The sequence below is a fragment of the Clostridium sp. KNHs214 genome (assembly GCF_000744935.1).
GTDB lineage: Bacteria > Bacillota > Clostridia > Clostridiales > Clostridiaceae > Haloimpatiens.
The window spans coordinates 569,073-583,671 of sequence record NZ_JQMW01000011.1; the positions used below are offsets into that span (position 1 = coordinate 569,073).

Sequence of the window (14,599 nt, forward strand, 5' to 3'; positions counted from 1 at the left end):
AGCCTAAAAGAACTCACCTTTATTAAATTTAGTATGAAGTCTAAAGTTTTAATATGCCTTTTAATATGCTTCCAACACCAAATAAAATAATTATTACCCCTATTAACTTTTCTACAAATGCAATATTTTTAGGTTTGACACTTTTCTTCGAATATTTTATAAAGGTAGTAGTAATTAACCATAGAAGACATGAACCTATAAAAATATTGATAATAAATAACATGTTTTTTACTATTCCATTTCCCCTAGAATCTATACCCATTTTCGCAAATATCACCATAAATACTAAAAATGTCATAGGATTGGACAATCCCATAATAAAATGAGTAAAAGCTGGATGAATTAATTCTTCATCTGCTAGTGCCTTATTATCATTTACCTTTTTCTCATCCTTTTGTTTTTTAGGCTTCATTACAATGCTTGTCCCAACTATTAAAAATAGAACTCCTGTCACACAATTAATTAAACATTTATGCCTTTGTAAAAAAAGTTCAATATATCCCATTCCTAACACTGCGCTGGTTGAGTAAATCATATCTGATGCTGCTGCACCAACACCTGATAGAAATCCCATTTTTCTACCTTTACTCATTGTCCTTTGTACCGCTAAAAGTCCTAAAGGACCTACTGGTATTGCAACAAACATACCAATTATTAATGCTTTCAACATAAGTATCATGAAATTTCAACCCCATTTCGTCCTTAGCACTTTAATTATGCACTAACATTTCATCTAAAAATTATATCATACTTTTAGGTTTTTCAAAATAGAATTAGACCTTTCTACAGCGTCATCTATACTATAACAGAAATTTTCTTTTCCAATCTTATCTATATAACCATACTGTTGAAGCATCTCCATGGGTTGTTCTTGAAGTTTTAATATAATTAATCTAGTATGATGTTTTTTACAAATATCATGTAACATTTCAAAAGAATGATACGCAGTAGAATCCATAAACGGTACTCTACTCATTTTTATTATTAGTATTTTTGGTGGCGTTCCCATTTCCCTAATAGCATTAACAAATTTGTTAGCTGCCCCAAAGAAAAATGGTCCACTTATTTCATAAATTGAAACATCATTTGAGGTTTTTAAATTATCTATTATTTCACATACCTCTTCATCATTAATATCATCCAATATGTATTTAACATTTGTAATTTCCGCCATTTTTTTCATAAATAAAAATGATGAAAGCACAACTCCTACACCTATAGCCACTACTAGATCTAAGAAAATAGTTAAAACAAATGTAACTATAAATACAAGAGCGTCACTTTTAGGTGCTTTAGCTATTCTCTTGAATGTTTCCCATTCACCCATATTATAGGCTACCACAACTAGCACTGCTGCCAATGAAGCCATAGGAATTAATTTTACATAAGGCATAAATAAAAGCATAATAATTAAAATAGCGATGGAATGGACTATCCCTGCTATAGGAGTTCTTCCTCCATTCTTAACATTAGCTGCTGTTCTTGCAATAGCTCCTGTTACTGGTATTCCTCCAAAGGCACCTGAAAAAATATTAGCAACGCCTTCTGCTATTAACTCCATATTAGAACGATGCTTTCCTCCTTGTATAATAATGATGTAGTCATTAAGACTACTCATCTCAATTTAATTGTTTCTATAATAGATAACAGAAGAAGGATTTCTTCCTTCATCAGATGTTATCTTAGTTAATTATCATGCTTGACGGTTCCTATATAGACTCCAGACTTTTCATAAAGTATAATCTTCAAGGATAGGACAAATAATGTTTTCCTCCTTGGGAAGTCAGTATCTGCTGACTCATACCCGTGATTTAGTCAATTAGTCCATTCAATGAGGTTTTATGATTCGGCTGGTTGGGAGCCTCAGGCCATACCTGTATAACTCGCAAGGTTGTGTACTCATTAGATGGAAATGGATTCCTATCGGAAAGGAGCTTTTGCTCATGTCAAACATTTTATTTAAAAATTTATTTATCTCGGTCGGTATTGATGTTGGTGCAGATTTCAGTTGGATGTCTATCGCACTTCCTAACCAGACCTTTGTTGGAAAGCCTTTTAAAATACTACATTCAAACATTGATTCCCTTGAACTCGCTGTTTCTAAAATAAAAGAAGCAGAAGAGTTGTATTCTTTGGAAAGTCGCATTTTCCTAGAATCCACGGGAATTTATCATTACCCACTCTTCTGCTATCTTCGTGATACTGGATTTAATGTTAACCTAATTAATCCTATCATCACTAAGAATAGCACAAACATTAACATTAGAAAAGTGCATAATGACAGATTTGATTCAAAAAAAGCTGCCTTAATAGGCTTAAAGCCAGATTTAAAAGTATCTCTTATGCCATCAGATCTTGCTCTTGATTTAAGAAATCTTTCAAGAGAGTATTATGATTTGATGGACAACCGTTCTGCTTATGTGAACAAACTTCAAAGTGAACTTCGGATGGTATTTCCAGAATACCTTAAAATTTTTTCAAAAATAACTACTAATACATCATTAACCTTATTAGAAACATACACATCTCCAGATGCATTTTTAAATGCTTCCAAAGAAGAGATTATTGATTCTATAAGATCTACAGCTCGTTTTGGGCTTACATATGCTAATAATAAGTATAATGCCATTATAAAGGCTGCCAATGATGCAAAGACCTTCGGTTATTCTGTAAGTAGTAATTTTAAGCGTATTAGATTATACATAAGCTTTATTCGAAAGTATGATGAAGAGATTTCTTCTATACTCTCTGAAATGCATAAGCTTGTTGATGAAAATGAAAATACTGATTTTGTAAAGCAAATTCACTTGATTGAAACATTTAAAGGTGCAGGTTTTCTTTCTGCTGTAAGCCTCATGGGAGAAATCGGAGATTTCTCTGCGTTCAACTCACCAAAACAGCTTTTTGCTTATTTTGGTTTAGATCCAGCAGTAAAGCAATCTGGCAACTTTAATGGCACAAAAATCAGTATGTCAAAGCGAGGCTCTCGAATTGCCAGAAGAGTAATTCACACTATGGCATTAATCAGCATAAGCAAAAACAAAGATGGCTCCGCCAAAAATCAAGTACTTCGAGAATACTATCTTTTAAAGTGCCAAAGTAAGCCTAAAATGATTGCTCTTGGAGCAGTTATGCATAAAGTTTGTAACATATTATTTGCCATTCTTCGTGATGGGAAAGAATTTGAAATAATTACACCAGAAGAACACCAAAAGAATTATCTCAAAGCGAAATGCGGCTTCGCTGCGTAGTATAATTCCATAAATATAATTTCCGTTTTTTGTTAGTCTAACAAAAGTTTATTAAGGTTACCCTTTTTTAAGATAATAAAAATATTAATTATTTTTTTAATTCTTATTGACATTTCTTAGCTGGACTATCATCCCATCTGCAACCACTGCAGATAATAAAGATTCCACTCCTGCAAGTATTGCAATTGTTAACGCAGGAAGCATCAATTCATTTATCATCTGTAAATTTATATTAGGTATATTAAAAGTAGGAAGAGATGAAGAAAGTTCCCAAAATTGACTTCCTATAGTATCCACAGATAAATTAAAAATTGTAGTAACTACTGTAGCTAATACAATAGCAATAAACGTACCTGGTATCTTTTTATTTATTTTAGGCCATAAAATAATTATTGCTAGTGTTAATACAGCAATAACTAAACTTTTAAAATTAATTGTATTAATGTTATTGAAATAAGCTATCCATTTATGTATAAATTCAGATGGAACTGATTTCATCTGCAATCCTAATAGATCTTTTACCTGAGTAGATAAAATAACTATTGCTATTCCACTTGTAAATCCAGTGGTTATAGATGAAGGAATATACTTTATAAGGCTACCAAACTTAAAAAGTCCCATAATAATAAGAAAACAACCTGCCATTATAGTTGCTACTATTAACCCTTCCATTCCATGTTTTTGTATGATTCCATATACAATAACCACAAATGCACCTGTGGGTCCTCCTATTTGAACTCTACTTCCCCCAAGTAAAGATACTATAAAACCTCCAATAATTGCAGTGTATAATCCTTTTTCTGGCGAAACCCCTGATGCTATCGCTAAAGCTATTGCCAATGGTATAGCAATGATTGCAACAATAATTCCCGCAATGAAATCCTTTACAAACTGTTCCTTAGTGTATTCTTTTAAGCATGTACCTAATTTTGGAACTAACACAAATTATCACTCCTATATTATTTTATTTCTTTTTGTCAGTATCTATATGTACACAAATATTACCAATGTACTACATACAAATACATTTTTCCACATAAGAGTATACTATACTTTTATGAAAACTCCAAACAACCTTCTTATTTTAGAATAAGGGAAACTACCATGTACAAAATAATTATTGCAGTTACTCCTAAAGTATTATTAAGGCACATTCAAAGAAATAACAAGTCAGTATGCTAGTATATTTGACTTGTTATTTCTTTTCATTTACCTAATGAGAATGTAAATGATGCATATCTGGAGTATGCTTATGTGAATGTTCAATACATTCATGCTGAAGTGTAGCAAGTTCCCTAAATTTACAAAAGGAATAGTCATAAAACTTATAATATGACTCACATAAATAATTAAAATTTTTTCTATCCTCTCTACGTCTTCTACAGCCACCCCTACAAACTACATTGTACTTACAGCTATGACACTTATCAATGCTATTTATTGACCCTTTTATAAAGTCCATTGTCTTTTGTTTCTCTAGAATATCCTTAAAATTCTCTTTCAATATGTTACCTACTGAATATTTTTCATAAGTATAAAAATCGCAAGGAAAAACACTTCCATCACTTTCAATTATATTTTGACAGGAACATATTCCTCTCATTTCACAGGCTTCATACTCATATCCCAGAAACAAGGATAAAATATTATCAAAAAATCTAATACTTATATAATTATTGTTTTTAACATCCCTATACCACATATTAAAAAGTTCAATAAGAAATTCTCCGTACTTCTTGGGGGTTAATGGATTTCTGTTTGCAACCATCTCATTTTCCTCCAAAGCATTTAAATATGTTATAAATTGAATATATCTAAAACCACTACTTTTATAAAACTCATAACATTCCTGAATTCTATTGCTTAACTCTTCTGTTACCACAGTTAGAATATTAAATTCTACATGATATTTTTTTAAAAATTCTATACCTCTCATAATCCTATGAAAAGTACCATTTCCCTTATAATTAACTCTATTTAAATCATTAACTTCTTCAATTCCATCTAGAGAAACACCCACCAGAAAATTATAATCTTTAAAAAAACTAGCCCACTCTTTATTTATTAATGTTCCATTTGTTTGAATGGTCAAATTAAATTTCGTTCCATTATTATTTTTTTCTATTTCGTCAACTAGATGCCTATAAAAATCTATTCCCACTAAAAGGGGCTCCCCACCTTGAAATCCGATAGTACAAATTCCTCCATTACAAAATTCCTTTGCTTTTTTAACTATTTCTCCAATAGTTTCTTTACACATAAATCCATAATCTTTAACATTTCTATTATGCGAAATTGAATTATAAAAGCAATATTTACAATTTAAATTACATTTACTAGAGGATGGCTTTATCATCATACTTAAATTTCTTCTCAAACTTCTCACCTCTTATGTATTAATAATATTAATCATTGATACCATATTATAAATGTTTAATAGTATCAATAAAATAACTACTACATTAAATACTACTAAAATTACATTACCACTAAATACTTTATTAAATCTGGAACCAATAATCCCACCTGAAATTCCACCAATAATCATAAAAGGAAGCATAGATAAATCTAAATTGCTAAAACCCGTAGTGAAAAAAATAGTTGTAATTTTAGAGCACTGCGAAAACAATATAGTAATAATAGAATTAACAGCAGCTTCCTTGGTATTCATTGAAAAGAAAATAGTAAAAATACAAACATTAATAGGTCCTCCCCCTATACTTAAAAAAGAAGCTATGATACCTAATAATAATCCTATTAAAACACAACCTATTGAATTCTCCAAATGATAACTTTTAAATTTATTTCTTTTATTCATATAAATATAAATATTTATAAGTAAAAATGCAAGAATCCCATTTTGTATAATTATCACAAAATTTTTATCCACAACACCCAATACAATTCTTAATATTTTTTCCCCTATTAATCCACCTAAAACAGACCCTATTCCAATAAGTACAGTTTTTTTATATTGAATTGCAACTTTATATTTAATTTGTTTTATTATAGAAACAACTGCCATTGAGAAAACCGTAATGGAGGACAATACACTTATTACACTTAAACTATAATTCCCCAATAAATCCAATACCGGTTTTATTATCACTCCACCTCCAAGTCCTGCCATAGCTCCAACTGTAGTTGATAATAATGAAATCAAAAAATAAATTCCTATCATCCTTTCCTCCTCTATCCTCATTAAAAAATGCTATAATTTAAGTGGAGCACTAAATTTTAGCACTCCACTTATACACTATCTTCCTAAACTTACATAATCATTCTCATCCTTTGAACTTGCCAAATTACATTCTTTCTTATTCACTTTCCATTTTTTATCAATTGGAATTTCTCCCTTTAATATTATATCTTCCGTGTCTTTTAGATGCTTTTCTAATTTTTTTCTAAGTTTCTCTTTAATACCCTCATATTTAGGATTGTTAATAAGATTATTTCTTTCGCCAACATCATAATATAAATCAAATAGAGCTTCTTCAAATTTTATTTGTCCATCTAAATCATTATTTAAAAAATAATCCTTAGATAAAGATTCATCTATATTAGATTTATTAATTTTTAAATATTTTGTATCGTAATATCTTATGTACTTATATCTTTCTGTTCTTATGCAACGAATAGGTTCATAAGATGTGTGAAAAGTAACTTCTGCAAAAATTTCATTCCTTGTTATTGCCTTTGTATCTTCAAATGATTTTGCAAAAGAAATACCTTCTAAATACTCTGGTTTATCAAGAGCTAATAAATCGCAAAGTGTTGGAAATACGTCTATATGTGATACTAAATTATCCACAACTTCACCCTTAGCTTTTGAATTTGGAACTCTAATAATTAAACTTACTGCTATACCACTATCAAAAAGAGTACATTTACTAAACGGATTAGCTAATCCGTGGTCTGTTGTAAATATTATTATTGTATCTTCATATAAACCATTTCTTTTTAAGCTTTCTATAATTTTTCCAAAACATTTATCAGCATTATTGGCGCTTGTCATGTAGCGAGCATGGTCTTTTCGAGTTTCAGCATTATTTGGCAATGGATATGGAGGTTGTACCATATTCTCATTAATTTCTTCATCTATAACATCTGGATATCTTCTATGAGTTGAATACATTCCATAGGATATAAAAAATGGTTTCTTTTTATCATAATTATTTATCCATTGATCCAAGTTATCTGCATTTTTTCCATCCCAAATTGTCAAGTCTTCTTGCCTATATTTACTATTATCACAAGTTAAATTTTCCTTGTATCCAATTATACTTGCCCCTTTTTCATGTTCTAAATACCATCCAGCTTCATGTTGAATTCCACATAAAACCGTATGAAAACCCTCACTATTTAAAAAATTTACTAAATGCTTACTATAATCTATAGAAAATCCACGCTGTGCCAATCCTAACATTCCATTTTGATGTGGATAGGTACTTGTAAGTAATGCTGCTCTTGAAGGCGAGCAAGTTGGTGATGCACAATAACTTTGTGTAAATACTGTTGCATCACTTGCAAACATTTTTATATTAGGTGTAGGAACATCATAGCCATAAGGAGATAATATTCTACCTGAATCATGTGTATGTATATATAAAATATTCATATCTTCCTCCTCTATTGAACCTGTACTATCTCATTTTCTCCACATTCTACTACTTGGTTTTCCTTTAGCAATTTAAAACTCGAATTATCCTGAGCTAGTATTATAACATCACAAGATGTTACTCTATCTCTTATGCCATCAAAATCTACTTCCATAAGCAATTCACCTTTTTTTACTTTTTTTCCTACTTTACAGAAAGACTTAAAACCTTCTCCTTTTAAATTCACTGTATCTAACCCGATATGAATGAGAATATTTAACCCCTCATCATTTTCTATTGCAATTGCATGAAGAGTTTTAAATATTAATGTTATTGTCCCATCTATAGGTGAAACCACCTTATTATCCATAGGTACAATAGCAAAACCATCACCTAAATCTCTATTAGCAATTCCTTCATCATCTACTTTATCTAAATTAATTAATTTTCCCTTAACTGGAGAAACAAATTTCATTTTATTCTTTTTAAATATGGAAAACATATTGCCTCCTATTCTAATGGCATATTGACACTTTTTAAATGTCAATATGCCATTTTATCTAACTATTTAGTGACTCTAAATACTCATCTACTTCTACCCGAACTATATTTACTGATGGTCCATAAATAACTTGAAGATTTTTTCCTCTTACTAATGTATTATGTGCTCCTGTTTTCTTTAACCCTTCAATATCTACCTCAGCTATTTTCTTAACAGTTACCCTAAGTCTTGTTGCACAATTGTCTATTTCCTCTATATTCTTTACTCCTCCTAATGCTTCAATAATGTCCTTAGCTTTTCCACTTACATACCCAGACCTTAATGAAGTTTCTTCATCTTCATTTTCTTCTTCACGTCCTGGAGTTTTAGCATCTAACTTAGTTATCAAGAATCTATAAATGAAATATGTAGCTATTGCAAATGGAATACCTAAAATTAATATCCACACAAAACCTGTCTTTGAATTGCCTTGGAATACTCCAAACAATAAAAACTCTATTAATCCTGCAGAAAATGTAGAGCCAATAGTAACCCCAGTTAATGCACAAGCAACAAATCCTATTGCAAACAAAACTGCTTCAACTATAAATAGTATTGGACTTGCAAATAATAATGCAAATGATATCGGTTCAGTAACTCCTGTAATAAAACAAGTTAATGCTATTGATAATATGAAACCCAAAATTCTCTTACGTTTTTTCTTATCTGGTATGGAATGATACATAGCAAGACATACTGCTGGTAATGTGAATAACATATGTATGTACCGTCCTGAATTATATAACGCAATATTTTTAAAGAAGTGCACTGTATTAGGATCTCCTAATTGTGCTAAGAATATATTTTGCCAACCTGCTATACTTTTTCCCGCAACTTCAGCTACTCCGCCTGCTGCAGTTGTCCAAAATGGTAAATAAAATACATGATGTAATCCACAAATATATAAAGTTCTTAGCATTAATCCATAAATAAATGCTCCAAATACTCCTAATTTAGAAGCCAATTCTCCAAAAGCTCCTATTAAATTACCTATCATCGGCCACACAAAGAACATAAGAACTCCAAATAAAGCACTAACCACCGCTGTAATAATTGGAACACTTCTAGCTCCTCCAAAGAAGGCCAATATTTCTGGTAATTTTAGCTTATAGAATCTATTATGAACCCATGAAGTGTATAATCCTGCAAGAACACCACCAAAAACACCCATTTGAAGTGTCATTACACCAAACTGTAAGCCTTGTCCTAGAGACTTAGGATCAACTCCTTGTGCTGGTAATTGATTGGTAATTTTCAAAAGAACATTAATGGTTGTAATCAGTACAAAATATCCAACTACTGCTGCTAACCCTGCAGTACCTTTGTCATTTTTTGCAAGCCCTACCGCAATACCTTACTGCAAATATCAATGGCAATGCGTCAAATACACTTTTTCCTATTGCATTTAGAATTTGTAAAAAAATCTGTAATCCTGGCGATGCAAGTATTGGATAAGCTTTAAGAACTGCTCCATTTGTTAATGCTGCGGAAATCCCTAAAAATAAACCTGCGACTGGTAAAATTGCAATGGGTAATAAAATAGACTTACCTAGTTTTTGTGCTACTCCAAATGACTTGTTAACTAGCACATTTTCCTTAATACTCATATTAGTCCTCCTACCTCATAATTTATTTTAATTAATATTTAATTAATTACTTTTTTTTACCCATATAGGTGATGACCATGCCACGGAACCATCTGTTCCATAGACCTTAACTAAATAAAAAGCATCCTCATGAAAATCTAATTTTATTCTTTTATCTATTTTATAAGCTATTTGAGGCTTACCCTTCATAATTCTAACCTTATAGGCATTATGATAAAATGGATCGTTTCTATAATATTCTTCAAAATTAAATCTTTCTTTAGCTAAAGCCTTCGCTTCCTTTAAAAAAACTATAAGATCTGTGTTTTTTAATAATTCACTTATCTTTTTAATAAATACTTGTCCATCTATTTCAAATGTTATTTCTGAGTTTAAATTTGCCTCTATTTCAAATACAAAACCCTCTGTTGTTACAGGAGATGGTCCCATCCACTTTCCTGATTGCGTTGTTTTTCTTGTAGTAAGCCCAAACTCACAAGAGGAATCGTCAATTTTATTTATCCATTGCCCTCTTGAAGACCAACATTTTTCTATAGATTTGATTTTACCTTCTGTTTTTAATTTTCCACTCCATTTTTTTTCTTTCATATCTGGATAAATCTTAAGGTCTGGCCCCCAGCCAAATTCTATTTTAAATTTAAAGGTTATTTTTTCCTGAAGCTTTTTTTCTATCCAATTTTCACTGTGGCTATATGTATAATATGGATTTCCATTTTTATAAATCACTATTCGGTCTATTGCCTCTTGAGTTTCTACTGCAATATGGTGCTCTAAAAACTTGTCACTAGTTTGAATTTCACTACCCATAACGTTTTCATTAATTTCATAAAGTAATTTTACTCTTCCACTTGTCATTCCATACACTCTTTTATTTAATAGTGCTTCCCATATTTTTTCTGGATTATTCTCTTCTGCTAAAACTCCAGCAAAACCATGTCCATATTGTGCAGCGACAACATGATTATCTCCTGAAGCAATTATTCCAATTTTATGTCCTTTTTTTAATCCATCAAATACTGATGTTCCACCTGTTCGTGGCCCCATATGTATATGTCTTGACATATGAATATCTGTATCTCCACTTTCTGAACTTCCATGGGAAGAAAAAATTTCAGCAAATGGTGAAAATTCTTCTATATTTGTTTCCCAGTTTTTTCCACGATTATATAAACAATATGCCAAATGATGAGGTATTGCTATGGCATCATAGCACTTTAACTTATTGTATAATTGCTCATACCTCATTGGATTTACCAATGGACCAGTTGTTTTAAAAAATACATTATGGTCTCCATCTAATCCAGCACCCTGCCATTCATATCCATTAAAAATAGGGAATTGTTTATTTTCTTCATTTTTATTTTTTACAAAAGTATTTATTTTTTCCCAATCCTCTTGAACTATTTCCATTGGATGTATATCTTCTAATGGAATTCCACATTTATCCTTTCTAACATAGTATGGATAATATGCAATTGGCCAAAAATCTAGCATTTCTTTTGCCTGCTCGTACCACTCGTCCAATTGATCCATTTGATCATGGTGTATATTAGAGTGAAAATCCGTAAATAAATATTTATATTTCATACTAACCTCCTTTTTTATTTATTGTTTTAATTATAAACACCTTATTTTTAAATGTCAATACATTTATTTTATTATATCTATGTCTACTACATTTTTAACACTCTTCCGTGGTTACCACTATTATTAATAATACTCTATTTAATTTCAAAGTAATACCGCCACCTACGTCCTTATTACAATGTTAATATCATATAGACTTATTGGTAACTATATAGCATTTTCTAAAATATTCATATAATCACAAATTCACTAAATGTATTTACATTTAGTGAATTTGTGATTATATTTGCAATGAGTTTTAAATATATTATATAATACTTATATAAGCACATACTTAGCGAGGTGAATTTAATGAATGCTAGAGCACCAAAGATTGCACAATACAAACAAATACAAAATGATATTTTAGATAAAATTTCTACAGGTTATTATAAACAAAATGATACCATTCCAACTGAATTAGAACTTGCTAAAACCTATAATGTTTCAAGAGTAACTGTACGAAGAGCCACTGATAATTTAGTCGCTCAAGGGATATTACTTAGAACCCCTGGAGTTGGCACCTTTGTAAATCACAATCCAACTACACAAAAAATTGCAACATTAAAAGGTTTTACTCAAGAAATGCTCGAGTTAGGAATTAAACCATCCACAAAAGTGCATAATTTTTCTTTAAAAAAAGCTGATGATAAGATAGCTCGTAAACTTAACATTAACACTGATGATATGATTTATTATATTGAAAGAATCAGATATGGCAATGATGAACCCTTTGTTTTTGAAAAAACCTATATGTCTGTAAAATCTAATCCCGATATCTCAATAAAAATATTGGAAGGATCTAAATATGATTATATGGAAAAAGTTAAAAACATGAAAATTGACTATAGCTATCACAATACTTGTCCTATCCTTCCACCTAAAGAAATTGCAGAATTATTCAATATTGATAATCAAACGCCTATTATCAAAATAGCAAATACTACTTTTTTCGAAGATGGATCAATACTAGATTATACGGAACTATTTTTAAATTCTCCTAAATATCAATTAAATTATATTAAATCTAGATAAAAATTAAAAATAGGCTAATATATTATCAAGAGCTAAATTATAAAAGGTTCTGGTTGCTATTCACCTTCTATAAAAATCCTTTTTAACAAAGAATTTTTTTGGATTTTCTATCAAATATAAATAATGAAGATAGTAATTATAAAAGATTGGTGGCAATTATTAGTGGATGAATCTAGGATTATTGAAAGTTACAATGAAGATGTAACTTTCAATAATAAAGTAACTCAACTTTCGCACATAAATTCTACGTTCTACATTAGATGAGTAAACGTTTTTATTTTAGAATGTAAAATGAAGGTTAAAATTCCTAAGGAATTTCTTCAATTTATATTTTTTATATTTTCAAAAACTTCTTGTTAAATATATAAATCATTAACAAAAAGTAATAAGTATGATATTATGTTTTATATATGTTTAATTTAATAGAATTCAAAACACAACAATATTTACGTTAAAAATTTATTGAAAAGGCAGGATTTTATAATGCGTTGGATTGAGGTAAAAAAGAGTAAGAATATAAATGGCAACGTATCAATACCAGGATCAAAAAATAGTTCACTGCCAATACTAACTGCATGTTGTTTAGCAGATGGACCTGTTGTTTTAAAAAACATTCCCAATATCTCAGACATTAAAGTTGTATACAATATACTAAAATTTATGGGAGCTAAAATTTTTGAACAAAATCATATTTATACAATAGATACAACAAAAATTAACAGTGCAATTATAGACCCAGAAAAATCTTCTTCTTATAGAGCATCATATTATTTTATTGGAGCTTTATTAGCCAAACATAAAAAAGTTACACTAGGATATCCTGGTGGAGATAATTTTGGTACTAGACCAATTGATCAGCATATAAAGGGTCTTGAGGCATTAGGAGCTAAATTCACATTTTATGATGATTACTATGTAGTAGAGGCAGACAAACTTACTGGTGCTGATATTTATTTCGATGTTATAACAAGTGGAGCTACTATAAATGTGTTAATGGCAGCTGTTTTAGCTGAAGGTAGAACTATTTTAAGAAACTCTGCCAAAGACCCCGAAGTAGTAGACTTAGTCATGTTTTTAAACGAAATGGGAGCACGTATTAAAGGTGCAGGAACTGATACAATTGTAATAGACGGATTAAAAAAACTGGATGGTACACAGCATACTATTATCCCAGATAGATTAATTGCAGGAAGTTTACTTATGAGCGTTGGCATTACAGGTGGCAGCATCAGTGTAAATGATGTTATTCCAACTCACTTACTTCCATGCATTGCAAAGCTAGAGGAAGCTGGAATGTCTATAGATATTAAGGAAAATTCTATTACAGCAAATTCTAATGGAAATGTTACAGGAATTCATATAAAAACAGCAATGTATCCAGGATTTGCAACGGATTTACAGCAGCCAATTACTGCTTTATTAACTGGAGCTGATAGCCACAGCATAATAGTTGACAATATTTATCCTAATAGATTTAAGCATTGTATAGAATTAAACAAAATGGGCGCAGATATAATTATGAAAGATGGAAGTGTTGTAATCCCAGGTAGGAAAAACTTAAAAGGCACCTCCGTTTATGCATCAGATGTAAGAGCCGGAATATGTCTTATACTGGCGGGTTTAGGTGCTGAAGGCACTACAAAAATTCTAGGGATAGAACATATCGAAAGAGGATATGAAAACATCGTAGAAGTTTTTAAAAGTTTGGGAGCTAATATTGAAATTTGTGAAGAAATCATCGAAAATAAAGAAAATACTGTTTCAGTTGTTAACGCCCTTTAAATTTTAGAACAATCCTCGCCCTAACGCAAGGGTATGAGGTTTTACGGACTGATTTATAAAAATAGCTATGGTATATACATTTTTACATTTAATCATAGCTATTTTTTTATTTTCTATTTTTTGTATTGACATCCATCTTAAGTAGTTATATAATAATAT

13 protein-coding genes and 1 pseudogene are annotated in these 14,599 nt (G+C 30.4%); 4 read left to right on the forward strand and 10 right to left on the reverse strand.

The genetic code is table 11. The features are described 5' to 3' along the window. Positions 1-40: 40 nt before the first annotated feature. The gene (locus CC89_RS11190; protein ID WP_035292173.1) at positions 41-679 is read right to left on the reverse strand and encodes a LysE family transporter; all 639 of its coding nucleotides are present in this window, start codon (positions 677-679) and stop codon (positions 41-43) included. A gap of 66 nt (positions 680-745) precedes the next feature. Continuing rightward, a complete protein-coding gene (locus CC89_RS11195) occupies positions 746-1,618 on the reverse strand; it encodes a SulP family inorganic anion transporter (RefSeq protein WP_035292175.1) in 873 nt (290 codons plus the stop codon). 325 nt (positions 1,619-1,943) lie between these two features. On the opposite strand from CC89_RS11195, the gene CC89_RS11200 reads away from it, so the two are divergent. Next, entirely contained in the window at positions 1,944-3,251 is a 1,308-nt protein-coding gene (locus tag CC89_RS11200; RefSeq protein WP_035287686.1) for an IS110 family RNA-guided transposase, read from the forward strand. A 126-nt stretch (positions 3,252-3,377) separates the two neighbouring features. Here the strand turns inward: CC89_RS11200 and CC89_RS11205 are convergent. From CC89_RS11205 to CC89_RS11235, 8 genes and pseudogenes are all read right to left on the reverse strand, one after another. After that, a pseudogene (locus tag CC89_RS11205) lies at positions 3,378-4,193 on the reverse strand (SulP family inorganic anion transporter); the annotation flags it as partial. Positions 4,194-4,464: 271 nt separating this feature from the next. Then, positions 4,465-5,628 (reverse strand): anaerobic sulfatase maturase, encoded by a 1,164-nt coding sequence (locus tag CC89_RS11210; RefSeq protein ID WP_185750746.1) that lies wholly within the window; start codon positions 5,626-5,628, stop codon positions 4,465-4,467. A 12-nt stretch (positions 5,629-5,640) separates the two neighbouring features. After that, complete coding sequence (locus tag CC89_RS11215) at positions 5,641-6,432, reverse strand: sulfite exporter TauE/SafE family protein (protein ID WP_035292177.1); 792 nt, start codon at positions 6,430-6,432, stop codon at positions 5,641-5,643. Between the two features lie 75 nt (positions 6,433-6,507). After that, on the reverse strand, positions 6,508-7,869 hold the full coding sequence (locus CC89_RS11220) for a sulfatase family protein (RefSeq protein WP_035292179.1): 1,362 nt from the start codon (positions 7,867-7,869) through the stop codon (positions 6,508-6,510). 11 nt (positions 7,870-7,880) lie between these two features. After that, positions 7,881-8,351 (reverse strand): PTS sugar transporter subunit IIA, encoded by a 471-nt coding sequence (locus CC89_RS11225; protein ID WP_035292181.1) that lies wholly within the window; start codon positions 8,349-8,351, stop codon positions 7,881-7,883. A 58-nt stretch (positions 8,352-8,409) separates the two neighbouring features. Further along, positions 8,410-9,741, reverse strand: coding sequence for a PTS transporter subunit EIIC (locus tag CC89_RS11230; RefSeq protein ID WP_286161367.1), 1,332 nt, complete (start codon positions 9,739-9,741; stop codon positions 8,410-8,412). Continuing rightward, positions 9,716-9,997: a PTS transporter subunit EIIC gene (locus CC89_RS20820; protein ID WP_207641508.1), complete on the reverse strand. Its 282-nt coding sequence runs from the start codon at positions 9,995-9,997 to the stop codon at positions 9,716-9,718. Before CC89_RS20820 ends, CC89_RS11230 begins: the two co-directional genes overlap by 26 nt. 42 nt (positions 9,998-10,039) lie before the next feature. Beyond that, positions 10,040-11,584 carry a PHP domain-containing protein gene (locus CC89_RS11235; protein ID WP_035292183.1) on the reverse strand — a complete coding sequence of 515 codons (1,545 nt, stop codon included), beginning with the start codon at positions 11,582-11,584 and terminating at the stop codon, positions 10,040-10,042. A 351-nt stretch (positions 11,585-11,935) separates the two neighbouring features. Here CC89_RS11235 and CC89_RS11240 point away from each other — a divergent pair, with 351 nt between their 5' ends. The 3 genes from CC89_RS11240 to murA all read left to right on the forward strand — a co-directional run bounded on the left by CC89_RS11240 (position 11,936) and on the right by murA (position 14,440). Then, positions 11,936-12,658 (forward strand): GntR family transcriptional regulator, encoded by a 723-nt coding sequence (locus tag CC89_RS11240; protein WP_035292185.1) that lies wholly within the window; start codon positions 11,936-11,938, stop codon positions 12,656-12,658. Between the two features lie 123 nt (positions 12,659-12,781). Further along, positions 12,782-12,922, forward strand: a complete 141-nt coding sequence (locus CC89_RS20550) for a hypothetical protein (protein ID WP_185750748.1) — start codon at positions 12,782-12,784, stop codon at positions 12,920-12,922. A gap of 219 nt (positions 12,923-13,141) precedes the next feature. Continuing rightward, complete coding sequence (murA, locus tag CC89_RS11245; protein WP_035292187.1) at positions 13,142-14,440, forward strand: UDP-N-acetylglucosamine 1-carboxyvinyltransferase; 1,299 nt, start codon at positions 13,142-13,144, stop codon at positions 14,438-14,440. Positions 14,441-14,599 lie beyond the last annotated feature (159 nt).

Coding starts and splice junctions, on each gene's coding strand:
- CC89_RS11190 (WP_035292173.1), bottom strand. CDS start 679: ATGATACTTATGTTGAAAGCATTAATAATTGGTATGTTTGTTGCAATA.
- CC89_RS11195 (WP_035292175.1), bottom strand. CDS start 1,618: ATGAGTAGTCTTAATGACTACATCATTATTATACAAGGAGGAAAGCAT.
- CC89_RS11200 (WP_035287686.1), top strand. CDS start 1,944: ATGTCAAACATTTTATTTAAAAATTTATTTATCTCGGTCGGTATTGAT.
- CC89_RS11215 (WP_035292177.1), bottom strand. CDS start 6,432: ATGATAGGAATTTATTTTTTGATTTCATTATTATCAACTACAGTTGGA.
- CC89_RS11220 (WP_035292179.1), bottom strand. CDS start 7,869: ATGAATATTTTATATATACATACACATGATTCAGGTAGAATATTATCT.
- CC89_RS11225 (WP_035292181.1), bottom strand. CDS start 8,351: ATGTTTTCCATATTTAAAAAGAATAAAATGAAATTTGTTTCTCCAGTT.
- CC89_RS20820 (WP_207641508.1), bottom strand. CDS start 9,997: ATGAGTATTAAGGAAAATGTGCTAGTTAACAAGTCATTTGGAGTAGCA.
- CC89_RS11235 (WP_035292183.1), bottom strand. CDS start 11,584: ATGAAATATAAATATTTATTTACGGATTTTCACTCTAATATACACCAT.
- CC89_RS11240 (WP_035292185.1), top strand. CDS start 11,936: ATGAATGCTAGAGCACCAAAGATTGCACAATACAAACAAATACAAAAT.
- CC89_RS20550 (WP_185750748.1), top strand. CDS start 12,782: ATGAAGATAGTAATTATAAAAGATTGGTGGCAATTATTAGTGGATGAA.
- murA (WP_035292187.1), top strand. CDS start 13,142: ATGCGTTGGATTGAGGTAAAAAAGAGTAAGAATATAAATGGCAACGTA.